Annotated in this window: 25 protein-coding genes; 17 read left to right on the plus strand and 8 right to left on the minus strand. The window is 35.3% G+C overall.

Annotated elements, in window-relative coordinates; translation table 11 throughout:
- Positions 1–6 precede the first annotated feature (6 nt).
- Positions 7–627 carry an LPXTG cell wall anchor domain-containing protein gene (locus LOK41_RS17575; protein WP_241817628.1) on the minus strand — a complete coding sequence of 207 codons (621 nt, stop codon included), beginning with the start codon at positions 625–627 and terminating at the stop codon, positions 7–9.
- 282 nt (positions 628–909) lie between these two features.
- Between LOK41_RS17575 and LOK41_RS17580 the strand changes: the two genes are divergently transcribed.
- The 7 genes from LOK41_RS17580 to LOK41_RS17610 all read left to right on the plus strand — a co-directional run bounded on the left by LOK41_RS17580 (position 910) and on the right by LOK41_RS17610 (position 7,496).
- Entirely contained in the window at positions 910–1,788 is an 879-nt protein-coding gene (locus tag LOK41_RS17580; protein WP_241817629.1) for an ROK family protein, read from the plus strand.
- Positions 1,789–1,916: 128 nt separating this feature from the next.
- Positions 1,917–2,513, plus strand: a complete 597-nt coding sequence (locus LOK41_RS17585; protein ID WP_241817630.1) for a TerD family protein — start codon at positions 1,917–1,919, stop codon at positions 2,511–2,513.
- 23 nt (positions 2,514–2,536) lie between these two features.
- Positions 2,537–3,121 carry a TerD family protein gene (locus LOK41_RS17590; RefSeq protein WP_241817631.1) on the plus strand — a complete coding sequence of 195 codons (585 nt, stop codon included), beginning with the start codon at positions 2,537–2,539 and terminating at the stop codon, positions 3,119–3,121.
- A gap of 79 nt (positions 3,122–3,200) precedes the next feature.
- Positions 3,201–3,779, plus strand: a complete 579-nt coding sequence (locus tag LOK41_RS17595) for a TerD family protein (RefSeq protein ID WP_174101220.1) — start codon at positions 3,201–3,203, stop codon at positions 3,777–3,779.
- A gap of 71 nt (positions 3,780–3,850) precedes the next feature.
- Positions 3,851–4,642 carry a TerC family protein gene (locus tag LOK41_RS17600; protein ID WP_241817632.1) on the plus strand — a complete coding sequence of 264 codons (792 nt, stop codon included), beginning with the start codon at positions 3,851–3,853 and terminating at the stop codon, positions 4,640–4,642.
- Between the two features lie 117 nt (positions 4,643–4,759).
- Positions 4,760–6,391, plus strand: coding sequence for a YceG family protein (locus LOK41_RS17605; RefSeq protein WP_241817633.1), 1,632 nt, complete (start codon positions 4,760–4,762; stop codon positions 6,389–6,391).
- Between the two features lie 19 nt (positions 6,392–6,410).
- Positions 6,411–7,496, plus strand: a complete 1,086-nt coding sequence (locus tag LOK41_RS17610; RefSeq protein WP_241817634.1) for a toxic anion resistance protein — start codon at positions 6,411–6,413, stop codon at positions 7,494–7,496.
- 34 nt (positions 7,497–7,530) lie between these two features.
- Here LOK41_RS17610 and LOK41_RS17615 read toward each other — a convergent pair whose 3' ends face one another.
- Together LOK41_RS17615 and LOK41_RS17620 are read right to left on the minus strand one after the other, a co-directional pair.
- The gene (locus LOK41_RS17615; RefSeq protein ID WP_241817635.1) at positions 7,531–10,197 is read right to left on the minus strand and encodes a cation-translocating P-type ATPase; all 2,667 of its coding nucleotides are present in this window, start codon (positions 10,195–10,197) and stop codon (positions 7,531–7,533) included.
- A gap of 296 nt (positions 10,198–10,493) precedes the next feature.
- Positions 10,494–10,718 (minus strand): DUF1128 domain-containing protein, encoded by a 225-nt coding sequence (locus LOK41_RS17620; protein ID WP_241817636.1) that lies wholly within the window; start codon positions 10,716–10,718, stop codon positions 10,494–10,496.
- A 169-nt stretch (positions 10,719–10,887) separates the two neighbouring features.
- Here LOK41_RS17620 and LOK41_RS17625 point away from each other — a divergent pair, with 169 nt between their 5' ends.
- Genes LOK41_RS17625 through LOK41_RS17635 form a run of 3 tightly spaced genes read left to right on the plus strand, consistent with a single transcriptional unit; the run spans position 10,888 to position 12,740 of the window.
- Positions 10,888–11,352, plus strand: coding sequence for a low molecular weight protein-tyrosine-phosphatase (locus tag LOK41_RS17625; protein WP_241817637.1), 465 nt, complete (start codon positions 10,888–10,890; stop codon positions 11,350–11,352).
- 53 nt (positions 11,353–11,405) lie between these two features.
- Positions 11,406–11,864: a DUF4075 domain-containing protein gene (locus LOK41_RS17630; RefSeq protein WP_241817638.1), complete on the plus strand. Its 459-nt coding sequence runs from the start codon at positions 11,406–11,408 to the stop codon at positions 11,862–11,864.
- Between the two features lie 6 nt (positions 11,865–11,870).
- Entirely contained in the window at positions 11,871–12,740 is an 870-nt protein-coding gene (locus tag LOK41_RS17635; RefSeq protein WP_241817639.1) for a YihY/virulence factor BrkB family protein, read from the plus strand.
- Between the two features lie 251 nt (positions 12,741–12,991).
- On the opposite strand, the gene LOK41_RS17640 is transcribed toward LOK41_RS17635, so the two are convergent.
- Entirely contained in the window at positions 12,992–14,917 is a 1,926-nt protein-coding gene (locus LOK41_RS17640; RefSeq protein ID WP_241817640.1) for a heavy metal translocating P-type ATPase, read from the minus strand.
- A gap of 269 nt (positions 14,918–15,186) precedes the next feature.
- Here LOK41_RS17640 and LOK41_RS17645 point away from each other — a divergent pair, with 269 nt between their 5' ends.
- The 4 genes from LOK41_RS17645 to LOK41_RS17660 all read left to right on the plus strand — a co-directional run bounded on the left by LOK41_RS17645 (position 15,187) and on the right by LOK41_RS17660 (position 18,251).
- On the plus strand, positions 15,187–16,137 hold the full coding sequence (locus tag LOK41_RS17645) for a DMT family transporter (RefSeq protein ID WP_241817641.1): 951 nt from the start codon (positions 15,187–15,189) through the stop codon (positions 16,135–16,137).
- A 134-nt stretch (positions 16,138–16,271) separates the two neighbouring features.
- Positions 16,272–16,952: a lysoplasmalogenase gene (locus LOK41_RS17650; protein WP_241817642.1), complete on the plus strand. Its 681-nt coding sequence runs from the start codon at positions 16,272–16,274 to the stop codon at positions 16,950–16,952.
- A 328-nt stretch (positions 16,953–17,280) separates the two neighbouring features.
- Entirely contained in the window at positions 17,281–17,814 is a 534-nt protein-coding gene (lepB, locus tag LOK41_RS17655) for a signal peptidase I (RefSeq protein WP_241817643.1), read from the plus strand.
- Between the two features lie 14 nt (positions 17,815–17,828).
- Positions 17,829–18,251, plus strand: a complete 423-nt coding sequence (locus tag LOK41_RS17660) for a hypothetical protein (protein WP_241817644.1) — start codon at positions 17,829–17,831, stop codon at positions 18,249–18,251.
- A 61-nt stretch (positions 18,252–18,312) separates the two neighbouring features.
- On the opposite strand, the gene LOK41_RS17665 is transcribed toward LOK41_RS17660, so the two are convergent.
- A complete protein-coding gene (locus LOK41_RS17665; protein WP_241817645.1) occupies positions 18,313–21,090 on the minus strand; it encodes a tetratricopeptide repeat protein in 2,778 nt (925 codons plus the stop codon).
- 433 nt (positions 21,091–21,523) lie between these two features.
- Here LOK41_RS17665 and LOK41_RS17670 point away from each other — a divergent pair, with 433 nt between their 5' ends.
- Positions 21,524–22,120 (plus strand): DedA family protein, encoded by a 597-nt coding sequence (locus LOK41_RS17670; protein ID WP_241817646.1) that lies wholly within the window; start codon positions 21,524–21,526, stop codon positions 22,118–22,120.
- A 9-nt stretch (positions 22,121–22,129) separates the two neighbouring features.
- On the opposite strand, the gene LOK41_RS17675 is transcribed toward LOK41_RS17670, so the two are convergent.
- From LOK41_RS17675 to LOK41_RS17685, 3 genes are all read right to left on the minus strand, one after another.
- The gene (locus LOK41_RS17675) at positions 22,130–22,558 is read right to left on the minus strand and encodes an EamA family transporter (protein ID WP_017154020.1); all 429 of its coding nucleotides are present in this window, start codon (positions 22,556–22,558) and stop codon (positions 22,130–22,132) included.
- Positions 22,559–22,716: 158 nt separating this feature from the next.
- Positions 22,717–22,863 carry a BH0509 family protein gene (locus LOK41_RS17680; protein ID WP_000817786.1) on the minus strand — a complete coding sequence of 49 codons (147 nt, stop codon included), beginning with the start codon at positions 22,861–22,863 and terminating at the stop codon, positions 22,717–22,719.
- 153 nt (positions 22,864–23,016) lie between these two features.
- Positions 23,017–23,433, minus strand: a complete 417-nt coding sequence (locus tag LOK41_RS17685) for a pyridoxamine 5'-phosphate oxidase family protein (RefSeq protein ID WP_241817647.1) — start codon at positions 23,431–23,433, stop codon at positions 23,017–23,019.
- A 169-nt stretch (positions 23,434–23,602) separates the two neighbouring features.
- On the opposite strand from LOK41_RS17685, the gene cax reads away from it, so the two are divergent.
- On the plus strand, positions 23,603–24,658 hold the full coding sequence (cax, locus tag LOK41_RS17690; RefSeq protein ID WP_241817648.1) for a calcium/proton exchanger: 1,056 nt from the start codon (positions 23,603–23,605) through the stop codon (positions 24,656–24,658).
- Between the two features lie 281 nt (positions 24,659–24,939).
- Complete coding sequence (locus LOK41_RS17695; RefSeq protein WP_241817649.1) at positions 24,940–25,737, plus strand: YfkD famly protein; 798 nt, start codon at positions 24,940–24,942, stop codon at positions 25,735–25,737.
- Positions 25,738–25,828 lie beyond the last annotated feature (91 nt).

Genomic DNA, 25,828 nt, shown 5'->3' on the forward strand with positions numbered 1-25,828 from the left:
TTTTAATTATTTTACTTTTTTTCTACGAACAAATAGTGTGATTCCAAATAGGAATGTAGTAATTCCCATTAAGATTGCTGCAGGATAATGTGTTGCAGTATTAGGTAATGTATCACCTTGTCCTTTTACTTTACCACCATTGCCACCTTGAGAGCCGTTACCGCCTTGAGAGCCGTTACCGCCTTGAGAGCCGTTACCGCCTTGAGAGCCGTTACCGCCTTGAGAGCCGTTACCGCCTTGAGAGCCGTTACCGCCTTGAGAGCCGTTACCGCCTTGAGAGCCGTTACCACCTTGAGAGCCGTTACCACCTTGAGAGCCGTTACCGCCTTGAGAGCCGTTACCACCTTGAGAGCCGTTACCACCTTGAGAGCTGTTACCGCCTTTGGCACCATTGCCACCTTGAGAGCCGTTACCGCCTTGAGAGCCGTTACCACCTTGAGAGCCGTTACCGCCTTGAGAGCCGTTACCACCTTTGGAGCCATTGCCGCCTTCTTGTGAATCATCGCCATCTTGAGCCACTGCGTTTACGCCAAGGTTATGAAATTCATATTTCGTTGCATGTCCGCTACTTAGGCCGCTAAAAAAGGATAAAGATAGTGCTAATGCTAAAGTGGTGATTTTTATCATTGGTGTCCTCCTAAATATCAAATAATACTCCATCTAAAATACATCCTTTTGTAATATTTCATAGCAGAAGAGATTTTACGCAAAAAAAAACATATATAGAAAAAATAGTAAGTTTTGAATCGGTCGGTTTTTCACTTTAATATAGAAAATGATTCAAAGAGGATATGTTAAAATTATTAGTAGGGTGATATTTTCTGTAAAAGTTGGATCGGTATATCTTGTAAGCTCCTATTATTTTAGTACAGAAAAATAGAAATCATAATGGTAGGGAGAAGTGGCAGGATGAAAAAATATATTGCGTTTGATATTGGGGGTACACAAATTAAGTATGGGATTGTTTCAGAATTTGGAATAGTACTAGTACATCAAATTGTTTCTACAGAGGCACATTTAGGTGGCGAACAAATTGTTCAAAAGCTTATCAGTTTATCTCAAAATTTAGTGAGTAAGCATAATATTTCTGGAATTGGCATTAGTACAGCGGGAATTGTTGATATTCATAAAGGAATGATAACTGGCGGCGTGGATCATATTCCGAGCTATACTGGTATCCCTATTGTTGATAAGTTACACTCTGTGCTAAAAGTACCTGTCTCGATTGAAAATGATGTGAATTGTGCAGCGCTAGGAGAAAGGTGGAAGGGAGTAGGAAAGCAGAAAAAGAACTTTATTATGCTTACTCTTGGAACAGGAATTGGTGGGGCTATCATTATTAATGAAGAATTATACCGAGGGCATTCATTTAGTGCAGGTGAATGGGGAAACATGCGAGTAGAAGGCGAACGGTTTGAAGAGATTGCATCTATTTCAGGATTAATTCGTCTTGTAAAGCAATATAAAGGTGATAGTAACTGGAATGGAAAAACAATCTTTGAGTTATACGACCAGAAAGATAAAGAAGTTATTCAAGCAGTTCAAGTATTCTTTAAACATTTAGCGATTGGAATTAGTAATCTTGCGTATATCTTTAATCCACAAGCGATTATTATTGGCGGTGGTATTACGGAGCGTGGGAATGTATTGTTAGAAGAAGTGAAAAAAGAGGTGCAGAAATATTTGGAACAAGGAATCTATCAAAATTGTGAAATCAAACTAGCGAAAAATCGTAATCATGCGGGTATGATTGGATCGATTTACCACTTCTTACATCCCTATGAATAAATGACGTGAATGTTTTCATATAATTGAAAATTTATTCTTTTTTTCAATCGACAAATAATGCTACAATATAAGAGAAGAATACAATATTTTCCCATTTGGAAAGTACCTTGTAGAAAGGAAGAAACTTCATGCCTATTATTTTAGAAAAAGGACAGAAGATTGACTTAACGAAGGGACAACCAAGAGTAGCAAAATTGCAGGTTGGCTTAGGATGGGATCCGATGGGACAATCAGGAGGATTTCTATCTTCGTTATTTGGAAGCAAACCAAACATCGATTGTGATGCATCTGTGATTATGCTAGAAAATGATCGTTTTTTAAATAAAAATGATCTTGTTTACTTTGGTAATAAGCTATCTGCTTGTGGAAGCATTATTCATTCAGGTGATAATTTAACAGGTGAAGGTGCTGGCGATGACGAAACGATTTTCGTAGAATTACATAAAGTTCCGAGCCGTATTAATCGTTTAGTATTTGTTGTAAATATTTATGATTGTGTGAATCGTCGTCAAGATTTTGGAATGATTCAGAACGCGTATATTCGGATTCAAAATCCGCAAACACGTGAAGAATTAGCGCGTTATAATTTATCGGAAAATTACGGCGGAAAAACAACGTTAGTTGCAGGTGAAATATATCGTCATGGCAGTGAATGGAAGTTTTCTGCAGTTGGAGAAGGTACACAAGATAAAAATTTAAGTGAGATTGTATTACGTTATCAATAATACAATTTAAGGAGGAATAATATATGGCATCGATTTCGTTAAAAAAAGGACAGAAGGTAGATTTAACAAAAACAAATCCAGGTCTTTCTAACGTTCTTGTAGGTCTTGGTTGGGATACGAATCGTTATGATGGACAAAATGATTTTGATTTAGATGTTAGTATTTTTCTAGTAGGTGCAAACGGCAAAGTATCAGGTCCAGAAGACTTTGTTTTTTATAACAACCCAAAGGGAGCAAATGGTTCTGTAGAGCATTTAGGAGATAATCGTACTGGCGCAGGCGAAGGCGATGATGAAACAATTAAAGTAGATTTAAAGAGTGTTCCTGCGCATATTGAACGTATTTGTTTCACAATTACAATTTATGATGGGGAAAGCCGTAGCCAAAACTTCGGACAAGTATCTAATTCTTTCGTACGTATTGTAGATGAAGAAAAAGGTGGAGAGCTAATTCGTTATGATCTTGGTGAGGACTTCTCTATTGAAACAGCAGTAGTAGTCGGTGAATTATATCGACATGCTGGTGAATGGAAGTTTAATGCAATTGGAAGTGGATTCCAAGGTGGATTAGGTGCTTTATGTAACAACTTTGGTTTAGATGTAGAGTAATGAGAAAAATATACATGAGTGGATATGTACTTCACTCATGTATATATTTTTAGAATCATAGTACAAGAGGTGAATATAAATGGTGATTCAATTACAAAAAGGACAGAAAATTGATTTAGGTAAAACAAGCCCAGGTCTTACCAAGGCAGTTATCGGTCTTGGATGGGATATTAAATCATATGACGGCGGATCTGATTATGATTTAGATGCATCTGCTTTCTTATTAGATGCAAATGGAAAATGTACGAAAGAAACAGATTTTATTTTCTATAACAACTTACAATCTCCTTGTGAATCAGTTTTACATACAGGTGATAACCGTACTGGTGCTGGCGACGGTGATGATGAGCAACTTGTTGTAGATTTAACGAAAGTTCCAGCAGATGTACATAGAATTGCAATTACCGTTACGATTTATGATGCAGAAGGACGCAATCAAAACTTTGGACAAGTTGCAAATGCATTTGCTCGTCTAGCAAATGAAGAGACAAATGAAGAAGTCCTTCGTTTTGATTTAGGGGAAGATTTCTCCATTGAGACAGCAGTTGTCTTTTGTGAATTATACCGTCATAATGGACAGTGGAAGTTTAATGCAGTAGGAAGTGGATTCCAAGGTGGATTAGGTGCGCTTGTAAGAGCGTATGGCTTGGATGCGTAGGAAGGAAACGAGTGTCGTTTCCTTTTTTCGCCTTTCTATAAATCTAGCAGAGAATAGGGGATAATAGTAAGATGAGCATTTTACAAGGCATTCTTGATACGTATGCCCAATTTTTTGATTTGGACATGTGGATTAAGGTGTTACAAGATCCAGTATCATGGGGGCTAATCGGTACACTTGTTGTACTCGAAGGTTTATTATCTGCCGATAACGCACTTGTGTTAGCGGTAATGGTAAAACATTTACCAGAGGAAAAACGTAAAAAAGCATTATTCTATGGACTTATTGGTGCTTATGTATTCCGTTTTATTGCAATTGGAATCGGGATGTTCTTAATTAAACTATGGTGGGTTAAAGTACTTGGTGCACTTTACCTTGCTTGGTTATCAGTGAAGTACTTCATTGATAAGAAAAAAGGTGAAAATGAAGAAGAAGAAGCTCATGGTATGAACCAAAACAGTATTCTCTTTAGAATATTTGGCGTTTTCTGGGGAACAGTTGTTATGGTTGAATTAATGGATATTGCTTTTTCAGTAGACAGCGTTCTTGCAGCGTTTGGTGTTTCCAATGAAGTTTGGATTCTACTATTAGGTGGAATGCTTGGTATTCTAATGATGCGTGGTATTGCTGGTGTATTTTTAAAATTACTAGAACGTATTCCAGAGCTTGAAACGACAGCATATATTTTAATTTTAATCATCGCAACGAAAATGTTGTTATCTGTCGTTGATATTCACATTAGCCATACAGTATTCTTTATTATTTTAATTGTTGCATTTGGTGCAACATTTATTTTGCATTATATGCGAAATTCTGGACAAGCTCGCGAAGAGGTTGCTGCTACTAAGAAAGAAGATAAATAATTGAAAATGGGTTAGCTCGTTATACGAGCGCCCATTTTTTATAACCTAAAATGGTTTATAATAAAGAGATAAGATATTATTTCTTAAAAAGTAAATGTTTTTCGGAGGTGAACTGTCGTGTTTTCGCGTTTTACACTTCATCCACATGTATTAAAAGAAGAGGCTGATTTAAAACAATTTGAAACGATTTTAGAAAAGCGTCCGCAGTATGAATTAACAGAGAATGGGATGAATTTTAGTTATATAGCTTGTCGCATTCTTGGCGTCCCAAACGATGTAGATGAATATTTTAATGAACTATTTGATTATAGCGAAGCAAAAGGTATTACTGTACTGCACGAACAGAATTTAAATAAAGTGATCGATTCTGAGAAGCTCCGGCATATTCAAGAAGTATTCACGCTTCACCAGGAAGCGCCGAATGGTCTTACTGTAAATCGTCTTGTTGCACATTTATCAGGAAAACAGTTGTTGCCTAAAGTTGATAATCCAGATTTACAACACTACATACATACAACATTTATCTCTATATTGAAATTATATGAGAAACAACATAATCAATCATTAAAAACAGAAGGTTTTCGACGTTTCTTAATTGATATTATTAAATTAAGCGAAAAGTATGTAGCAAAATGGTTTTCGACAATTAATTATAAGAAACAAATGCCTCGCATCATTTGGTATGGAGATGCGAAAGAGAGTCGTATCTATTTCTTATATTTCCTTATTATGCTCGGTTGTGATGTTTTATATTATCATCCAGAAGGAAAGGATGGCTTTGAAACTGTTGATGATGACGAAAAAACTTTTGTTATTTCCTATCCAAGTCGTATTTCATTAGAACCATTTCCAGATCGGCGTAGGGAACGTGTCGCAACGGTAGCTTACCAAGCATCGAAAGAAATAGAACAAGTACTCCACCATGATAATTCTTTATTATACAAACCGTGGCAATTCCGTACCTATACACCTGTGGCACGTACACTGAAAACAACATATGATGAACTATTTTTAATTACGAAAGAGAAGGCATTTGTACGCCCAACATTCTTTGTGGAAAATAAACATATTTATATTCCGTCTTTATTTGCGAAAATATCAGGTGTTTCAAAAAACGATAAAGAATACTTCCAACGATTAAAGGCGGTCACATCATTTGATAACAGCTTATTAATTAATACATTTCCATTTACAAAAGAACAAAAAGCAAACTTTCAATTTCATTATCGAGATGCATTAGATCGTGCGGGGAAACTACATCCCGATCAAATTATGAACAGTCATTGGTGGCCGCATAAGCGTTTACCTGAAGGACTACAACATGGAATTGCAGAGGCAATTATTCATACGTGTGAAAGTGAACTTTGTAAATCTGTTGGAAAAGAAACGAAACAAGAGGTAGAGCTGTATGTTTTTGCGCAGCTTTCCCAAATTCCGCCTCGTATTTTAGAGTTACTTGAGAAATTTGATTATTCGCAAGAAGTACCAAAAATTGTTATATTTAATAATGAGAAGAGTGGAGAGTTAACTCGTTCGGATGCTGTTTTGCTGTTGTTCTTAAATCAAATTGGAATTGATGTACTGCACTTTAATCCGACAGGAAGAAATGATATTGAACCGTATATTGAAGCAGGAGCATTTGATTCACATTGGCTGGAAGAAGTGAATTTTGATCTTGAATTTCATGGTCCATCGGCCTATAAGAATTTATCTCAAACAATAAAAGGGCTATTCCGTCCATTTTTATAAAGAAGGGGAGAAATAACATATGAACAATAATCCTATCGTATTAGATCCAAAAACGGAATTAAATGAGCAAACTGCACAAGATCTTCGCATGCAGCTGAGACAAGATGCTGAAGTGCAACGTATTTATAATGCTGTTGATATTAAAGATCAACTGGAATTAATTGAGCTTGGAAAAGAGCCTTCTATGGAAATTTCTCGTTTTGCAGATCAGATTTTACATACAATGTCTTTATCAAAGATAGAAGATTCTGGTGACTTATTAAAACAACTTGGCAAAATCATGGACAGGTTTGATAGTAAGGATTTTGCGGAAGAGAAAAGTGGATTTTTCTCCCGTATGTTTAAAAAAGCAGATAAAATGATTGAACAAATCTTTAGTAAGTATCAAACGATGGGCCGTGAGATTGACAAAGTATATGTGGAAATTACGAAATATCAAGATGAAATGAAAAAATCAATTGGTACGCTAGATGGATTATATGAACAGAACTTAAAATATTATTTAGATTTAGAGAAATACGTAGTAGCAGGAGAAATGTTACTAGATCGTCTAAACACAGAACTAGTTCCAATGTATGAAGAGCGCGTTCGTAATAATGATCAATTGGCAGGTATTGAATTAGAATCTTTGAGAAACTCTGTTGAAATTTTAGAACAACGTATTGATGATTTAGAGAAGGCTCGTATGGTTGCGCTATTAACAGCACCACAAATTCGTATGATTCAGCGTGGTAATAACAAATTAATTGGTAAAATTAATACAGCGTTTATTACAACAATTCCTATTTTTAAAAATGGAATTATTCAAGCTGTGAATGCAAAACGCCAAAAGCTTGTTGCGGATTCTATGGCAGAACTTGATCGTCGCACGAATGAGCTACTTAAGAAAAATGCACAAAATATTGCAACGCAAAGTGTAGAGGTAGCAAGACTTTCTGGTTCTTCTAGTATTAAAATGGAAACACTTGAAGAAACATGGAATATTATTTCAAGAGGTATGCAAGAAACACAGCAAATCGAAGAGCAAAACAAACGTGAGCGTGAAGAAAGTCGTAAACGTATGGCGGCACTTACAGAGAATATAAAAAAAGAATTGCAAGGTTAATATAAAAAGGCAATGAGGAGACCCTCATTGCCTTTTAACTTCTTTTAAACACCTTTATAATCTCATTTACAACAAGCGGAATTATACTTAGTAATATAACAAATCCCCAATCTTTTAATGTTAAGGCGTGTACCCCAAATATATTAGCAATCGGTGGGATTGAAATAATACATATTTGCATTAGTACACCGATCAGTAGGGAGAAAACTAAGTATTTATTTGTGAATATTCCAATTGAAAAGATTGATTTTGTGCTTGAGCGTAAGTTGAATGAATGAACGAGCTGTGAAAAACTAAGTACGACAAACGCCATCGTTTGGGCATGTTGTAATGCATCGTCATTAATTTGAGATGGGAACAGTGGGAAGATATTTGTATCTCCAGTATATAATTTTGCTCCAACAATAAAGGCGATTAAAGTAAGAAGCCCTATTACAATTCCGTTTAGAATAAGAAAAGAAACACTACCTTTAAACAAACTTTCTTTTGCACCACGTGGTTTGTCTTTCATAACATCTGGGTCTTCAGGATCAACACCGAGAGATAGAGCAGGGAGTGTATCTGTAATTAAATTCACCCACAAAATGTGAATCGGGCGAAGCGGTGTAGCCCATCCTAGTAAAATAGCTAAGAAGAGTGCAATAATTTCTCCAAAGTTGCAAGAAAGTAAGAAAAGAATTGATTTTTTTATGTTGCGATAAATATTTCTTCCTTCTTCAACAGCTTTGACAATAGATGAGAAGTTATCATCTGTTAAAACCATGTCAGCCGCACCTTTAGCGACATCTGTTCCTGTAATCCCCATTGCGACTCCAATATCTGCTTGTTTTAAAGATGGTGCATCATTGACTCCATCCCCGGTCATAGAAACAATATTTCCTTTTGCACGTAGTGCCCCAACAATTTTAACTTTATGCTCAGGAGAAACACGTGCAAATACGTTTAGATGATTAATTTCATTTGCTAATTTTTCGTCTGAAATACAATCTAATTCGGTTCCAATCATGACTTCGGATTCCTTTTCAGCAATACCAAGCTCTTTCGCGATAGCAAAAGCAGTATCTTTATGATCTCCTGTAATCATAACGGTACGAATTCCTGCCTTTGTACATTCGGCAATAGATGCTTTAACTTCCGTTCGCGGCGGATCGATCATACCAACAAGTCCAATGAATACAAGGGTTTCTTCTACATGATTGATGCGAATATTTTCTGTATCATACTGTTTGAAAGCAAATGAAAGCACTCGTAAAGCTTGTTGTGACATTGACTGAGCAGCTTCTAATATTTGTTGTTTATCTGTTTCTGTTAAGACTTCCGTTTTCCCATTTATAAAGATATGAGTACAACGAGGTAAGAGTTTATCAATTGCGCCTTTTGTCATGCTGTAATAGTTGTCATTGTACTCATGCAGTGTTGACATCATTTTACGTTCGGAGTCAAATGGCAATTCGTTTACACGCTTATGTTGTGCTTCTAACGTATCTTTTTGAAAACCAAAGGCACTACCGGCAACAAGAAGGGCAATTTCTGTTGGATCGCCAGTCTGTGATTCAGTTGTATAAGATGCGTCGTTACATAAAATCATATTTTCTAATAATAAGCGTTGAGCGCTATTTTTTACGTTTAAATTCTCTAGTTTATCGTATGTATGATCACTATAAAAATGAATAACTGTCATTTTATTTTGTGTTAATGTACCCGTTTTATCTGAACAAATAATCGTAACAGAACCGAGTGCTTCAACAGCTGGCAGTTTTCGAATAATAACGTTTTGTTTAATCATACGCTGTACGCCAATTGCGAGAACGATAGAAACAATTGCAGGTAATCCTTCTGGAATTGCAGCAACTGCTAAGCTAATGGCAGTCATAAACATTTCTAACGTGTCTCGGCCTTGAAAATATCCGATGCAGAACATAATGATACAAATTGCTACAGCTACAAATCCTAAATATTTTCCGACTTGAGCTAAGCTTTTTTGAAGTGGTGTTGCATCGTCGTCAGCTTCATGTAACATAGTAGCGATTTTTCCGATTTGTGATTTCATACCTGTTTCAACAGCAACCCCAACGCCACGTCCATAAGTGACGAGTGTTGACATAAATGCCATGTTTTTTTGATCGCCTAGTGGTACTTGCTCTTCATTTTGAAGAGAAGGATGATACATAGAATCTTTGTCAGCAGGAACAGACTCTCCTGTTAAAGCAGACTCTTCAATTTTTAAATTGGCGGTTTCGATAAGGCGTAAGTCACATGGAATATAGCGTCCGGCATCAAGCATAATAATATCCCCTGGAACAACATCTTCTGATGGAATTTCTTTTAATTCACCATCACGTTTTACGATGGCTTTAGGTGTAGCCATTTTTTTTAATGCTTCTAAAGCTTGTTCTGCTTTTGATTCTTGAATAACACCGATTGCAGCATTTAGCACAACAACAAGGAAAATAATGCTGGCATCGGCCCATTCACCTACAAAGGCTGAAATAAGAGCGGCAATTAAAAGAACGTAGACGAGGACATCATTAATTTGGGAAAAAATACGTTGCCATAGAGTTCTTTTTTGTTTTGTGATGAGTTCGTTTCGGCCATATTTTTTTAATCGAATTTGCACCATTTCAGCTGTTAAACCATGTTGCTCGTTTGTTTCAAGTGAAAGTATTGTTTGCTCTTTCGTTTTACTGTACCAATTGCTCATAGATAAGCACCTCCGGTAAACACAGTTAGCAATGGTAATGTGGTGAGTAGTAGATGTGCGTTCGATGGTGAGGTTCTTCTATTATTGTACAGTATTTGGAAAATAGATGTAGAAAAACGGGGGGATGTCATGAATTTGTTAGAATTGAACTACCCTCACTTACCTTTGATAGTTCCGTTTGAGAACGAGATGAAGCCTATCCATATGCATATTACGGTTCTAACGTGTTTTCCGTCTTCACTTCGTTTAGAAGGGTTAAAAATAAAGAAAAGCCCCTTTATTCAAGGGACTCTTCATTATTTTTTAATTAACATACCCAATTCTTCTGTAATAGCTTGCATTTCACTAATACTAAATGTTTCACGTTTCATTACATGATCATAAATGTCACGTAAATCTTCGTACATTTCTTCATTAAAGCTTTCAGCGCGCATTGCTCCAGCATTTACCATACGTAACTTTTCTTTAATGGCTTCTACCATATATTCAACATTTTCTTTTGATTTTACGGATAAATTCACCGAAGTGTCCCCCTTTGAAATAACATAAGGATATCTTAACATTTTTTATCATTTTCGTTAATGAATCTTTTCAATCCTATTAAATTAGTAGGAATTTCCTTTATAATTAATAATTGGTTGTTTATACTATATATATATTAAGAAAGCACCAAGAAGGGAAGAAACAAAGATGATTCAAGTATTATTTGTTTGTCTTGGGAACATTTGCCGTTCTCCTATGGCAGAAGCAATTTTTCGAAATCTTGTCATACGAGAAGGGTTAGAAGATAAGATTCAAATTGACTCTGCTGGAACAGGAGATTGGCATATTGGTCATCCGCCACATAAAGGAACACAAAAAATTTTAAAAGAAAATGAAGTCTCTTTTGAAGGAATTAAAGCACGGCAAGTAGAAAAAGAAGACTTAACAAAGTTTGATTATATTATTGCCATGGACAACAAGAATATAGCAGATTTAGAAAGTTTAGGTAAAGCTGGAGGCTATATTGGTAGACTGTCCAATTTTGTTCCAGACGGTGGCTGGACGGATGTTCCTGACCCTTATTTTACAGGGAACTTTCAAGAAGTATATGACCTTGTAACAGAAGGGTGTGCAAAGTTGTTAGCATTCATTCGAAATGAGCAAGGAATATGAGAAAGATTAGAAAGAAATACTTTCTAACATAAGAAATGAAAGGGTGAAGGAATATGGCAAAGAAGAATAATATAGCTCGAAACATTGCGATTGGTGTAGCGGCGGGTGTAGCTGTTTCCATGCTTAAGAAAGAAAATCGTGAGAAAGTGAAAAATACAGCAGAAAAAGCAAAATCAAAAATGATTGAAATTGGCGAGAATGCAAAGATTAAAGAAAAAGTGCAAACTGTTACAGATAAAGGGCGCGAACTTGCGGATTTTAATGTAGTAAAGGCTAAGGTAGCGGAAATTAAGAAATTAACACCAGCTGTTGTTGAAACACTAAAAGAAACGAAAGAAATTTTTAGTAAGAAAAAAGCTGAGCCACAAGAAAAAACAGAAACAATTGAAATCCAAGCAATTTCTCCAATATCAGAGGAAGTAAAAGGAGAAGAACCAGTGATTGCTGAAGAAAAAAAAACAGAAGCATACATTGAATTGAAGCAAGATAAAGAAGAGAAGAAAAGCGTCTAGAGAAATATGAAAAAGTTTCTAGAGAAAGCAAGGGGAAATCGTGTCTATTCGTTTGGAAAGGATCTATATGACCGAACGATGCGAGATGACGTAGCGGGCTTAGCAGCACAGCTCGCTTATTTCTTCTTGCTTGCGATTTTTCCTGGGCTTGTTTTTTTAATTACACTTCTTGGATTTATTCCCATTCATACAGAGGATGTGCTCAGTTTATTAGAGAATTATGTGCCAGAAGATGCAATGAATTTAATTGAGGTGAATGTCGATAGCGTCGTAAACAAACAAAATGGTGGTTTGCTATCATTTGGTTTATTATCGATGTTATGGTTTGCATCAAATGGTGTAAATGCAGTGATGAATGCTTTTAATCGTGCTTATGACGTAAAAGAAACACGCTCTTACATTACAACGAGAGCGTTGTCTATTGTACTCACACTGGCAATAATTTTTATGATTGTCTTCGCTTTAATTGTCCCTGTTTTTGGACAGGTAATTGGAGCAGCTGTTTTTAAAGCGCTCGGCTTATCAGAGAGTTTTTCTTTCGTATGGAGTATTACACGATTAGTAGCCAGCTTTTTAGTGTTATTTGCCTTATTTAGTTTCTTATATACATTTGCGCCTGATCGAAAGTTAAAAAGAAAAGAAGTTGTATCAGGAGCATTATTTGCAACAATTGGATGGATTGTGGTATCGTACTCATTTGCTTATTACGTAGACAAATTTGCCAATTATGCAAATACATATGGTGGTCTCGGTGGTATTATCATTTTAATGTTATGGTTCTATTTAACGGCCTGGGTTATTTTACTTGGTGGTGAAATTAATGGTCTCTTGTATTCTTATCGAGCAAGTGACAATAATTCCCGTAATGGAAAATAGCGTTCTGTTCCATAATAAAAAGGAACAGGGGGGATTCAAGATGAGTAACAATAAAAAAAATCATAATAATAAAAGCCAAGGTAAACAAAAAAGTAGTTCACATCCAAAACATAAAACGAGCAGTAGTGCGAATGGACATAACGGCTACCATTAAGCACAAGCGACTCGCTTGAAGCGTGAAGCTACCGAATCATCTAGCTGCTAGAGCTGGATATGGAAGAAAAAACGGGTTCCCTACTTAGGGAACCCGTTTAATTATTTCCTTTCAATAAGCGTAATCCGTTTAAAATAACAAGAATTGTACTTCCTTCATGGCCAATAACGCCAAATGGAAGAGCTAATAATTGCAAGAAGTTCGAACAAATGAGCAATGCGATTACCGCTAAAGAAAAGATAATATTTTGTTTTACGATGCGATTCATTCGTTTTGATAAACGAATGGCCTGTGCAAGGCGAGAGAGTTCATTTTTCATTAGAACAACATCTGCTGTTTCTAAGGCAACATCTGTCCCTTCACCCATCGCGACACCAATACTTGCTGTAGCGAGTGCTGGAGCATCGTTAATTCCATCGCCAACCATTGCTACTGTACCGTATTTTTCTTTTAGTTGTTTTATCGTGTCTACTTTTGTTTCTGGTAAGCATGATGCGTAGTATTCTTTTATATTGCTTTCAGTCGCAATTGCTTTAGCTGTTTGTTCATTATCACCTGTGATCATGATGGCTTCAACACCAATGCTCTGTAAATCACGAATTGCAGCAATTGTTTCCTGGCGCAACGTATCTTTTAGAGCAATAAGCCCAAGAATTCCTTCTTCATCACTAAGATAAACTACTGTTTTTCCTTCTTGTTCAAGTGTAGTAGCGATACCGCTATGAAAAGTCTTTGCTTCTTCGCCAATAAAATCGGCCTTACCAATCTTATACGTTTTATTTTCTAACATACCTTTTAATCCAAATCCAGTGACATCTTCTACACTTTCTGGTTTCGTTAATGCAATGTCATATGCGTGTTTTGCGTACTTGACGATCGCTTCTGCGAGCGGGTGTGTGGAATGACTTTCAATAGAAGCTGTAATATATAGTACATCTTTTTCTGTTATTCCATTACGTACGTAAACATCTGTTACAGTCGGTTTTCCTTGTGTTAATGTTCCCGTTTTATCAAAGGCGATTGCCTTTACTGAGGCAAGGCGTTCTAAATGAATACCACCTTTAAATAAAATACCGCTTCGTGCACCATTAGAAATAGCAGATAATGTTGCGGGTGTAATTGCTGCAACGAGTGCACAAGGAGAAGCGACGACGAGTAAAATCATAGCGCGATAAAATGTTTCGTTCCAGCTCCAATCCAGTATGAAATGAGGAACGAACAACATAAGAGCAACAGCGATAAGCACACCTTTTACATATGTTCCCTCAAATTTTTCGATAAAAAGTTGGGATGGGGATTTTTCACTTTGTGCGTTTTGAACGAGACGAATAATTTTTTGAAACAACGTTTGGTCGCTTCTTTTCGTAATTTTAACTTCAATAGCCCCGCGTAAGTTTACAGTTCCAGCGAATACTTCATCACCTAATTTTTTCTCATTTGGGATAGGCTCCCCAGTGATTGCTGCCTCATCAATATTTGTTTCACCACTATGAATTGTACCATCAGCAGGTACGCGTTCACCTGGCTTAATTAAAATAATGTCATCAATTTCTAACTGAGCTACTGGAATACGTTCTTCTGTTCCATGAGAAATGCGCAAAGCTTCTTCAGGTTGTAAATCAAGCAGTGCTGAAATTTCTTTTTGACTTTTACTTAATGTGTAAGATTCCATTGCACCGCTTAGTGCAAAGATAAATATTAAGATTGCACCTTCTGCCCAGTATCCAATAATAGCGGCACCAATGGCAGCGAAGATCATTAACATTTCTACATTCAATTCTTTTTCTTCTATTGTATCTTCAACGCCTTCTTTGGCTTTCGCATATCCTCCAATTATATAGGCGAGGATATAAAAAACTACTCCAGCAGTTGTTACTTCGTTTTTTGTGAATAACCAGCCTGCTAAAATGAAAACACCAGATAGGATTGCAAAGATTAGTTCATAATGTTTTTGAAATGACTGAATCCAAGATGGGTTAGACATACTGTTTTTTGATGGTAATGTTTTTACTTCTGAGTTCATGATTACTCGCTCCTTTCATATTCTTATTGAGAAAAAGAATCAAAATCGAAAGCCCTATAAAACGACGAAAGCTGCCATCCATACGGATAGCAGCATTTCTATTGAAAAATTTTATCAATTATTACCTTGTAATTATTCTATATTATATCATATGTCTCTACTTGAGGATATGTTTTTGTTTATATACAAAGTTGAAAAACTTGTTTTTTTGCTTTTCCTTTAGTATATATGAATATTGTTCGTAAAAAGGTCGGAAAGGAAGACAACAAGTGAAGACAGAGAAATTTTTTACTCATCCGATTGGTGTATTTGTTGCAGCACTCGCAGCGACATTTCTATGGGGAAGCGCATTTCCTTTTATTAAATTAAGTTATGCTGAACTCGGAATTCGGCCACATGAAGTTGGCGAGCAAATATTATTTGCTGGTTATCGTTTTTTCTTATCAGGTGTGATGCTCTTATTCTTTTTTAAAGCACTAGGAAAAGATATGCATTTCAAAAAAGAAACAGGGAAGCAATTAGTACAAATTGGTTTGTTTCAAACATTCCTACAATATGTGTGTTTTTATATTGGTATGAGTTACAGTTCTGGTATTGAAGGTGCTATTATTTCGGGGACTTCATCTTTTTTTCAAATTTTACTCGCACATTTTTTGTATAAAGATGATGCATTGAATATTCGAAAAGTAATCGGTGTGTCTATCGGTTTTTGTGGTGTAATTCTTGTGAATGTTCCAAGTGATGGGAGTATGGCATTTCATTTTGGAATTGGTGAATTATTGCTTCTTGGGGCAGCGATGATGTATTCATATGGAAATATATTGGCAAAAGAAGGAAGTAAAACATTAGATGTAGGGTACATGACAGCATATCAGATGATTTTTGGATCTATTGGCTTATTATGTATTGGCATTTTTCAAGTTGGATTTATGCCTTTTATATTTAATATGAAAGCACTGTCTATGTTACTATATTTATCCTTCTTATCAGCGGCAGGATTCTGTATTTGGAATACAGTTATGAAGTATAACAAGGTTGGAAAAGTATCGATGTATATGTTCTTTATACCGGTATTTGGTGTTTTATTATCCAGTATGATTTTAGGAGAAACAATTCATTCATTTGTTTTATTTGGCTTAGCGTGCGTAGCGGCAGGGATTATCGTAGTAAATCGAACATCAAATATACAAAAAGCAGAACAAGAGAAACAAGCAGCTTAAAATAAATGAGTGTATTGTTTTTTTCATGCTCGAAAAAGAAGGACAGAAGTTCTTCTTTTTTTAAAATTTTAGAGGAAAAAAGAAGTTATATCACGAAAGTACATTATTATCTATTCATTAGAGGAGCACATATTATGAATGAGATTTATATATTATTAATTGGGCAAGCCCTTTTATTTGTTTTGGGAGCATTTTTTGCAATGGCGAAGACAAGACAAACTAACAAAAATGAGCCGTTACCATTATTGATTCGTCTCACGCTTAGTTTTTCTTTAACAGGCGGTGCGCTTTGGATTTGGTTACAAGATCCATCTGTAGAGTACCGACAGTGGGCTGCAATTGGTATGACTTTATCTACGGTTGGTGATTTATTCATGGCGGGGCTCATACCGTTTGGGCATCGGCTAATCGGTGGTATGGTTACATTTGCAATTGCGCATTGTTTTTATGTAATGGCATTTTTACAAACGGGTATTTCGTGGAAGGGATTCTGGATTGGTGTAATTGCCTACGGTCTATTTTTAATAGTTGGCTGGTTCTTTTTTATTCGGAATCAAGGGCAAGATAAGTTGTTTACAGTTGGTGCGCTCGTATATGGTTTATGGGTTGGTGGAATGGCATGCTTTGCATTTGCATTATACTATGCCAATAGCGGGATATGGTGGATCCCAGCATTCGGTGGGTTACTATTTGTGATTTCTGATTTTATTATCGGTGTGACAGATATTGGCGGCCGCAAAATAAAGTATGATCCGCTTTGGATTTGGTTAACATATGTTGCTGCACAGATGTGTATTATTTATGCTGGAATATAAAGTGAAATTGTAATCGGTGGGGGTTCTTCATTCCCCACCGATTACTAGCTCTCACCAATCGGGCTTTTACTGCACGAAAATAGCGGGATGAAAAATAGAGAACTGCTTGTGAAAAGCGGTTCTTTTCTATAGGTGCAGTGAAGTATCCTTCATTCATTATTAAGCTTAACCAATTAGAGCTTTGTAGTTACTTTGTTATTACTAAACATTGAAATCTGTATGATCAATCACTGATGTAGGATAAGTAATACGGATAATTAACAGAGAATATGGAATTTATTTACAAATGGATCTTATAATGGAAGGATAAGAGAGAAAGGGGAAATAAATGAAAAAGAAAAGTCGCTTTCGTGAACTTTTTGAAATAACGGCAATTGCGTGTTTATTATTTTTTTTAATGAAGATTTTTGTGTTTTTTCCAACAACCGTACAAGGAGCATCTATGAGGCCAACATTGCAAGATGGGGATAAGGTAATTATTAATAAGTTGGCAAAGAGGTTTGAGACTTATGAGCGTGAAGATATTATTGTAGTAAAGACTGATAACTTTTACGTAAAGAGAATTATTGGGCTTCCAGGAGATGTAATTGAGATGAAAAATGATCAATTATATGTAAATCATCAGGTAAAAAGTGAACCTTATCTGGATAAGAATAGAGAGCATGCGAAACAACTTCTTATTAACTTAACTGAAGACTTTGGTCCTATTACAATTCCAAAGGATAAGATTTTTGTTATGGGTGATAATCGGTTAGTGAGTAAAGATAGTCGTAACGGCTTAGGGCTGATTCATAAAACGGAAGTGCTTGGAACATTAACAGCAATCTATTATCCGTTTGATCATATGAGAATTGTGAACTAGAAGGAAGTGATAATATGGAGGATATTATTGGACACATTCTAGTAGGGATTGGTCGGGCAGTAATTGCATTAGGTGAAGTGTGTGTTGATGCGGGGAAAGGCATTGTTAGAGGAACGATTGGTGTTGTAAAAGTAGCTGGGGACTTTATGTTAGATGAAGTGGTAGAGAAAGTGGTGGAGAGGTTATTTGAACGAGAAAAACGGAAAAAGAAAAGAATGAAGAGGCATGTGGAAAAGCTAAAGAGGTATGCATGGTTTAAAGTTTTATATGAGAATAAGCGCTGCCAGGAAGTTCTAAATTATAACAAAGCATACAGAAATTTATTAAGTAAACGTCGGTATATACATAAGTTAATTCATAAAGAAGAAGAGAGAAAGAAGTTCATTCAGCGTGTAAGAGTTGATGCAAAGGTTAATGATGTTATTTGGGATATGTGAGATAGAATGTAAGCAAAAAACCAAGCAATTGTTATGATTTGCTTGGTTTTTTTGTTCATATTTAAATTGTTGGTGCCTTGTTACTTTCTATTTTTGTTGAAGTCGGTTTATTATTTAGCATGAATTTGTATTGTAATAACTGCAATTTAAATAATGTTAAAGGATCGTGATATGTTTCTGGATTTGTTTTTAGTTTTGTTAATGCATTTTCATCCTGATTTATTTCGAGATGTGTTGCTTCTACAGTCTGCTTTAATATGCTAAGAGGTTCTTTAAAGAACATCATAATGTCACGTTCTAATGAGCTTTCAAATAATTCAAATTGAAGGAAGAACTGTTCAGAAATCGTTGTTGTTACATCTATATAGTCTTCGGTCTCAATATAGTTTTTGTATTTGTTGTAAAGCATGGATTGATTTTTTTGCATGTTACCGAATAGTTTTCCAGCACTTTTTAATAGAAATTGTGTTGGTGTGAAGCGTAGTAAAATATTTACGTCATCAACTTTAATTCGGTTTGTCATTCTTGCAACATCTCGGCGCCAATCATCAAGTAATTGAAAATCACATGGTAGTTTCATTCGTTCTTCTTTGTATAATTTATTAAATGCTTCACTCATTTCATCTAAATAAGATTGACTTTGAATAAATTCGTTATGTGCTTTTTCAATCCATTCCTGAATAGAATGCGTAAATTTAGGTAATATCACTTGTTGCAAATGTTTTTGTATTCTTTCATTCATTGCTGCATTTAGTTCTTCAGGAACTTGTTTAAAGTCACTATCTTCTTGAATTAAATCAGAGCAGCTCTGCAATAATTCAGGAATTTGATCTTGAAGGTCATGTATAATTTCATCTTTTGTTAAACGATATGAGTCTGTGATAGAGCAAGTTTTATCTTTTTGAATAGCAGTTAGGTTATTAATAAAGCCAGTTAGTTTTACTAAAAGGCGCTTGTTCGAACCGATGGACTTTTCTAACGTATTTTCTAATTGTACGCGTTCATTTAAGAGATACGTGATAGTCTTTTGAATAAACCATAATAGTTTTTCTGTGCGCTCGGTTTCTATATTTCTATTATTAAAGTTTGAAGTAATGGATTCTGTTAAATTACTTAGCTGCTCGCTGCTCTCTTGTAAAGGCCAGTAAGGAAATACATGTGCATTTGGAAAATGTACATGTATTTTAGACTCGATTTCAATTAGCTCTTTATTTGTTGCTTCCTCATTAAGAGTGGTATCGGTTTGATTTAAAACAAAATGAACTTGTAAAGTTGGTAGTTGTTCTTGCATGTACAGAAGTGTATCAATTTCTTCATCAAGTAAAGATGAAGAGGCGTTAAGAACATATAATAGATTATCGGCTGCATGTAAGTGATCTAGATTTTTGTTATTGCCAGTGCCATCAAAAACTGGTGTAACGATAAATGAGAATTTATTTTTTCGTAAAAACCTACATGGTAGTTTAAATTCAATACATTTCTGTCCAGATTCTACTTTTGAAGGAATGTCCATCATTTCGTAAAATTCATCCAAATTGGAAGTCTTTCGTATTGTTAAATCTGTAAGTTCTGTAATTTCTGTCTGTGCATTATCCTTAAATACGATAGCGGCTTCAGGTGAATCTTTTAGTATACTTTCCCCTAATATAGAATTGATAAAGGCTGATTTACTAGTACCATTTGTACCTGTAACGAGAACTTGTTGTACGTTTACATCAGAAAGTTCCTGAACAAGCCATGTGAAAGAATGGCTTAAGTCTACATCATTCTTTTCTGCCCATACGACAATCGTTTCAAAAAGATTTGAGACATTGTCTAGGTCAACTGCGTTATATATTGTGGAACTAGAAAGTAGCGTTTCAGCGCTTTTTACAAGTAATGTATCAAGACTCTTAGGTGAAACTTTATTCCATGCTACTGTTGCAGCAGAAACAAATAGAGAATGTTCTGTTTTTGTTAAGCTAAACCAATTCGTCAACAAGTCTGGAATAAGTTCTTGCAGTTCATGCATCAAATATTGTCCTGTAATTAATTCGCAGTATGTGTCTTGATAAAGCGTAACAATTTCATCCCATGCGTCGTAAGAATCTACTTCGACATGTAAAAACAGGTGATTGATTGTTTGAATCCATAATAAGTAGGTTGACTCATCTTGATAGCTTTTCCAAAGAGATGAGGCCAGTTGCTTAAATTGAATTGAATCGACTGTATATAAAACTTTTAATGCTTCATAAAAATATTTTGGTTTCATTTGTTTTGTGAATCCTTGATTCACATAATTTGTTAAAATCTCAAACCAGTGTAATGATTTCGTCCGAATTCCTTCTTGCACAGCAAGGTCAATCGCATTGTTCCAATCCTGCTGTTTTTCATAAAAGGAGCGAGCGATAGCAGTGATATTTGGATAGTCTGGTTGGTAAGAAACAGCTTCACTAATGACCTTAAAGGCAAGTCCTAAACGATTTTGTTCCATGTACAGAGAAAGGAGTTGTAAAGACACTTCCATTGTTAATGTAACGTCTTCCGTTTGAATCGATGTATAAATTTCTTTAGCTATTGAAAAGAATCCTAATTCAAAATAAGAGTCTGCTATATTTTTTTTGGCCCATAGAGAGAGGTCATTGTTTACTTTCTCCCATTTAAAAATGGCCGTTTCGAAATCTTTATGGTGATAATAAATTTCTCCTTGTGCGAAACGAACGTTAGAGATATTAGAAAATTGATTTTGAGCTTCATTTACATATGCTTCTCCAAGAACTTGAGGAGCTTGAATAGAATCCTGTTCAGTTAAGAATGTTTCATAGTATACCTTTTGAATCAATTGTTTTTCTATGGTCATGTTTTTTCCCCCTGTATAATTTAGAAAAATGATTTTTATGTAAAAGGGTGTATAGTACGCTATATAGACAGAAGCTGCATTTTATAGTTTTAAATATATGTTTATTGCCTATATCATTTTCCTTGAGAGTCAAACCGTTGCTAAATGTAACTTTTCTTTATTGTAACAAAAATCAAGCTTGTGAAGTCGGATTTTCTTATAATTATGAAGTGAAGTATAGATTTATCCCGCTATTGGTGAACGATAGGCATCAATACCTCAAAATTTTGAAAAGTGACGATTAAACATAGTGAGAGATTTCATTACAGGTCAAATGAATAGGAGTAGAGTTCATTATAAAAACGATGTATAGTGAAGATGTATACCATGTTTGCTAAAAAGATAGAGAGGGCACAATATGGAATAACGATCGTGCATAGGATGTGTCATCCGAATGGAACAACATATTGGTGAGTTAATCGCACATTATGGATATTTCGGAATTATTATAGCTCTTGCGGGTGGAATTGTAGGCCTGCCAATACCAGATGAATTTTTACTGACGTTTGTTGGTTATAATATTTCGAAAGGAACTATGTCAGGGACAGCTGCTTTTCTAAGTGGAATGGCAGGTGCGATACTTGGAATTACTTTAAGTTATATACTTGGGTTAAAACTTGGACTTCCTGTATTAAAAAAGTATGGTCCGAAGATACGAATTAAAGAAAAACAAATTGAAAAAACACATGTTTTGTTTGAAAAATATGGTCCTGTTTTATTAATGATTGGATATTTTATCCCAGGAGTACGCCATTTGACAGCATATTTTGCGGGAATGTCTAATTTAACTGTATGGCGATTTTGTTTATATGCATATAGTGGTGCATTTATTTGGATTAGCGTTTTCATTGGGCTTGGGTGGAAGTTAGGAGAGAAGTGGCGCTTTGTTGAATATAGTTTACATCACTATGGAATATGGATTTTAGTTATTACAGTAGTGGTTATAGTTGTTGTATGGCTATATATAAATAAGAAAAAGAACCGCTCATGAAGCGGTTTTTTAGCTGAAAGCGATAAAAAGGACACCTGCTGTAATACATACAACACCCATTCCAGTCATGAAGTTTAATTTTTCACCTAATATAATCATTGCAAGAATAATTGAAAATACAACGCTTAATTTATCTACAGGAGCAACTTGTGAAACCTTTCCTGTTTTTAAAGCGAGAAAATAAAATAGCCATGATGAGGCACCAGCTATACCACTTAAGGTGATAAACAGCAGTGCTTTTTTATTCATTAGAACGTCACCGATATTTTGGAATTTTCCTTGTATCATAATTACGCCTATCATGAATAGTGCCATGATGATTGAACGGATAGTTGTTGCCACGTTGGCATCGATTCCTTCTAATCCGAATTTCCCGAAAATGGATACAAGTGCTGCAGCAATTGCTGATAATAATGCGAATAATAGCCATGAACTCATAGTAAAATTCCTCCAGTCTGGTACCATTATACATGAAAATGATTATCAAGTATAAATGAAGATCATTAGTATTCGGATATACGGATGTTAAATTCGTGTTGATATAGAAATATAACTATAAAAGAGTAAAGCCCACCTAACAGGTGGGCTTTACTCTTTTATTCTGCGATTTCTTCATATAAAAAGTACGTTACATTATAAATATGTTCTACTTCATCATCTGTCATAAATAAAAGTTCATCACGTTCAATTCCTTTTTTCTTTTCGATAAACTCAATCATGTTTTTCCGTTCTTCTCTTTTCATCATTTTTATTTCTCCTCCCAATCTGTTTTAATACAGTTTATTTAAGTTACTTCTATTATATAACAGAATCTTTAGAAAGTTCCAGCTTTTTTATGTTTTTTTTATAAGAACTTTTCGACAAAACAAGCCCTGTTAACAGGGCTTGTTTTCGTATTACAGTCGTAAAAACTCTGGTTGAGTCATACCATCGCTATCGATGTAGTAAATTGTAGTTGGATTAATTTTTATCAGAACGTAGTTTGGATCTTCAGCACCTAGTAGCCAACGTTTTAAACTATTATTCCAAAATTTATTTTTTAAGGTTGGATCTTCTTCAATTGAAGCGGTGCCTTCTACTTCAATATAAACTTCATCCCATTTCTTTCCCTCTCGTCCAAGCAGTACATGAACATTTGGGTTCTTCTCAATATCTGTTAACTTTTTTGAATTACGATCTGTTGCCGCGTATAGTACAAAATCTTCATGAAAAAACATCATAAAACAGCTATGAGGTTTATTCTCACGAACGGTGGCTAGTACGCCTGTTCTTTGCCCTTGAATAATAGTTGCGATTTTTTCTTTTAAGTGCATTTTTCTACCTCTTTCTATTATCTGAAATTTTTGTGCAAAAAATTTATGACCTTTTATACTGTTTTCTTCAATCCCATTTTTTAAACGTATTTGTGATGAAATGGGACGAGTTAGGAGAAGAATAAGGATAGTAGTGAGGAGAAATACATACGATGGAAGGATGGAGAATATGTTCAATAAAATTTTCTTAATACTTGCACTGGTGGGTGTACCACTTTCTGTACTTGGAAATACATTGCATTGGCCACAAACAATTATGTTTGCTGTATATTGCGTTACCATTATTGCTCTTGCTGCTTTCATGGGAAGAGCGACGGAAAGTTTAGCTATTGTTTCTGGACCAAGAATAGGTGGATTATTAAATGCAACCTTTGGGAATGCAGTTGAGCTTATTATTTCAATTTTTGCATTGCGAGCAGGATTAACAGAAGTTGTACTTGCTTCACTAACAGGCTCTGTTCTTGGAAACTTATTACTAGTTGGCGGTCTTTCCTTTTTCGTAGGGGGACTCAAGTATAAAAGGCAAAGTTTCAACGTTTATGACGCAAGACATAACTCTGCCTTACTAATATTTGCAGTTGTCGTGGCGTTTGTTATTCCCGAAGTTTTTTCGATGAAGATGGGAATAGAGAAAACATACCAGTTAAGTATTGGGGTTTCAATCATCATGATCATCATGTATTTAGCAGCACTGTTTTTTAAGCTAGTTACGCACCGTGGTGTATACCAGCATAAAAGTGATGAAGTAGAGCATGAGGAAGAACCGGAATGGTCAAAGGGGAAAGCTTTGCTTATTTTGGCAATTGCAACAGCGGCTGTTGCTTATGTATCGGAGGCACTTGTTCATACATTTGAAACAGTCGCACAATCATTTGGTTGGTCGGAATTATTTATTGGGGTTATTATTGTTGCCATTGTTGGGAACGCAGCTGAGCATGCCTCTGCAATTATTATGGCTTATAAAAATAAGGTGAATATTGCAGTTGAAATTGCGATCGGTTCTACATTACAAATTGCTATGTTTGTTGCTCCTGTACTCGTATTATTATCGATGTTCTTTACAATGAAAATGCCCCTTGTATTTACAATGCCAGAACTTGTAGCGATGATTACCTCTGTCTTTTTAACAATTGCAATTTCAAACGATGGCGATACGAACTGGTTTGAAGGAGGAACATTATTAGCTGCTTATTTCATTATGGGAATTGGTTTTTACTTGTTATAAAAAATTTGGATAACAATATTATGCAGAGAAAACAATAGAGGTAGTTAGTATGTAAAATTTGATTTTTTGACATATAAATCGTGGTTATGAAGAGTAGATGGTAATCTACACGGATTGTTTCTCTTTGTTTTCACCTGGTATGAGGTAGTAAGAGAATCTGACCGTTTCTATGCATGGCTGGATGTTCTCTCCCCTTGAAAAGAAAGTTTTTTCGTTTTTAAATTTGTATTTATATGTCTATTTAAAAGTATGCATTCTTAAATTAGGAAGGAGTAAAGCAGATGAAACGAGTGTATAGCATATGTCTTTCAACTATGGTCTCGTTTATTTTATTATTTCCTTGCAGCAGTTTTGCAAAGACAGCAGTAAATGTAAAGATGCCTTCATCTGTTTTGAATATTTCAAAAGGCAATACCTATCCAAATACAGTGCAAGATTTGCCGCATTTGCAGCCAAGTCAACTTGCGAAAGAATTACTGAAAACATCGGATATTCGTATTGAAAATCCACACTTAATTCGAATGTTTAATGAAACTTCGATTTCAAATGCCCCCCTTGCAGTGGGGTATAGGGCGAAAATTTATTTAGGACAATGGCCTTTAAATTATGAATCAACAGATACAACAATGAATTGGGAATATAAGCAAGTGAATCGTAATGTGTATGACAATCGTGGTGTAGAGAAATCATATCCACTTCGCTATAAACAAGAAGCACAAAAAACTGTAGAAGGTGGTTTAACAGCGTATATTAAAGATGCGGAAGATGTTAAAAAAATGATTCTTTTAAAGGCAATGGAAAAGATACAATTACCGCTTTCTTTTAAAACAACCATTGGTTACGGTACTGGGAATGAGCGTGTATATAATATCAGTCCTAAACAACTTGGATATTTATATGCATATACACCAGCAGTAAATGAAAAAGGAAAAGTTACATTCGGAGAAGTGTATCTTGTTTTAAAAGGAAATCAAAAGAGGCTTGTGATTAAAAATATTACCTCACAAGGAATTGGGGCTGCGATTCCAATTCAAGATTATTTGTCTTTTAAATTTGTTTCTTCGCCTCATCCACAATAGTAGGATAAATACAAAACCGTCAGCCTTATTGAACTGCACCCCAATTGTTGGACACTAACTAACAATTGGAGGTGTTTTTTTATGACCAAAT

It is taken from the genome of Bacillus sp. TL12, from assembly GCF_022625245.1.
In the GTDB taxonomy this organism is placed as follows: domain Bacteria; phylum Bacillota; class Bacilli; order Bacillales; family Bacillaceae_G; genus Bacillus_A.

Coding starts and splice junctions, on each gene's coding strand:
- LOK41_RS17665 (WP_241817645.1), bottom strand. CDS start 21,090: ATGACCATAGAAAAACAATTGATTCAAAAGGTATACTATGAAACATTC.
- LOK41_RS17610 (WP_241817634.1), top strand. CDS start 6,411: ATGAACAATAATCCTATCGTATTAGATCCAAAAACGGAATTAAATGAG.
- LOK41_RS17600 (WP_241817632.1), top strand. CDS start 3,851: ATGAGCATTTTACAAGGCATTCTTGATACGTATGCCCAATTTTTTGAT.
- LOK41_RS17660 (WP_241817644.1), top strand. CDS start 17,829: ATGGAGGATATTATTGGACACATTCTAGTAGGGATTGGTCGGGCAGTA.
- cax (WP_241817648.1), top strand. CDS start 23,603: ATGTTCAATAAAATTTTCTTAATACTTGCACTGGTGGGTGTACCACTT.
- LOK41_RS17625 (WP_241817637.1), top strand. CDS start 10,888: ATGATTCAAGTATTATTTGTTTGTCTTGGGAACATTTGCCGTTCTCCT.
- LOK41_RS17575 (WP_241817628.1), bottom strand. CDS start 627: ATGATAAAAATCACCACTTTAGCATTAGCACTATCTTTATCCTTTTTT.
- LOK41_RS17630 (WP_241817638.1), top strand. CDS start 11,406: ATGGCAAAGAAGAATAATATAGCTCGAAACATTGCGATTGGTGTAGCG.
- LOK41_RS17650 (WP_241817642.1), top strand. CDS start 16,272: ATGAATGAGATTTATATATTATTAATTGGGCAAGCCCTTTTATTTGTT.
- LOK41_RS17685 (WP_241817647.1), bottom strand. CDS start 23,433: ATGCACTTAAAAGAAAAAATCGCAACTATTATTCAAGGGCAAAGAACA.
- LOK41_RS17695 (WP_241817649.1), top strand. CDS start 24,940: ATGAAACGAGTGTATAGCATATGTCTTTCAACTATGGTCTCGTTTATT.
- LOK41_RS17595 (WP_174101220.1), top strand. CDS start 3,201: ATGGTGATTCAATTACAAAAAGGACAGAAAATTGATTTAGGTAAAACA.
- LOK41_RS17590 (WP_241817631.1), top strand. CDS start 2,537: ATGGCATCGATTTCGTTAAAAAAAGGACAGAAGGTAGATTTAACAAAA.
- LOK41_RS17640 (WP_241817640.1), bottom strand. CDS start 14,917: ATGAACTCAGAAGTAAAAACATTACCATCAAAAAACAGTATGTCTAAC.
- LOK41_RS17680 (WP_000817786.1), bottom strand. CDS start 22,863: ATGAAAAGAGAAGAACGGAAAAACATGATTGAGTTTATCGAAAAGAAA.
- LOK41_RS17585 (WP_241817630.1), top strand. CDS start 1,917: ATGCCTATTATTTTAGAAAAAGGACAGAAGATTGACTTAACGAAGGGA.
- lepB (WP_241817643.1), top strand. CDS start 17,281: ATGAAAAAGAAAAGTCGCTTTCGTGAACTTTTTGAAATAACGGCAATT.
- LOK41_RS17580 (WP_241817629.1), top strand. CDS start 910: ATGAAAAAATATATTGCGTTTGATATTGGGGGTACACAAATTAAGTAT.
- LOK41_RS17670 (WP_241817646.1), top strand. CDS start 21,524: ATGGAACAACATATTGGTGAGTTAATCGCACATTATGGATATTTCGGA.
- LOK41_RS17675 (WP_017154020.1), bottom strand. CDS start 22,558: ATGAGTTCATGGCTATTATTCGCATTATTATCAGCAATTGCTGCAGCA.
- LOK41_RS17635 (WP_241817639.1), top strand. CDS start 11,871: ATGAAAAAGTTTCTAGAGAAAGCAAGGGGAAATCGTGTCTATTCGTTT.
- LOK41_RS17615 (WP_241817635.1), bottom strand. CDS start 10,197: ATGAGCAATTGGTACAGTAAAACGAAAGAGCAAACAATACTTTCACTT.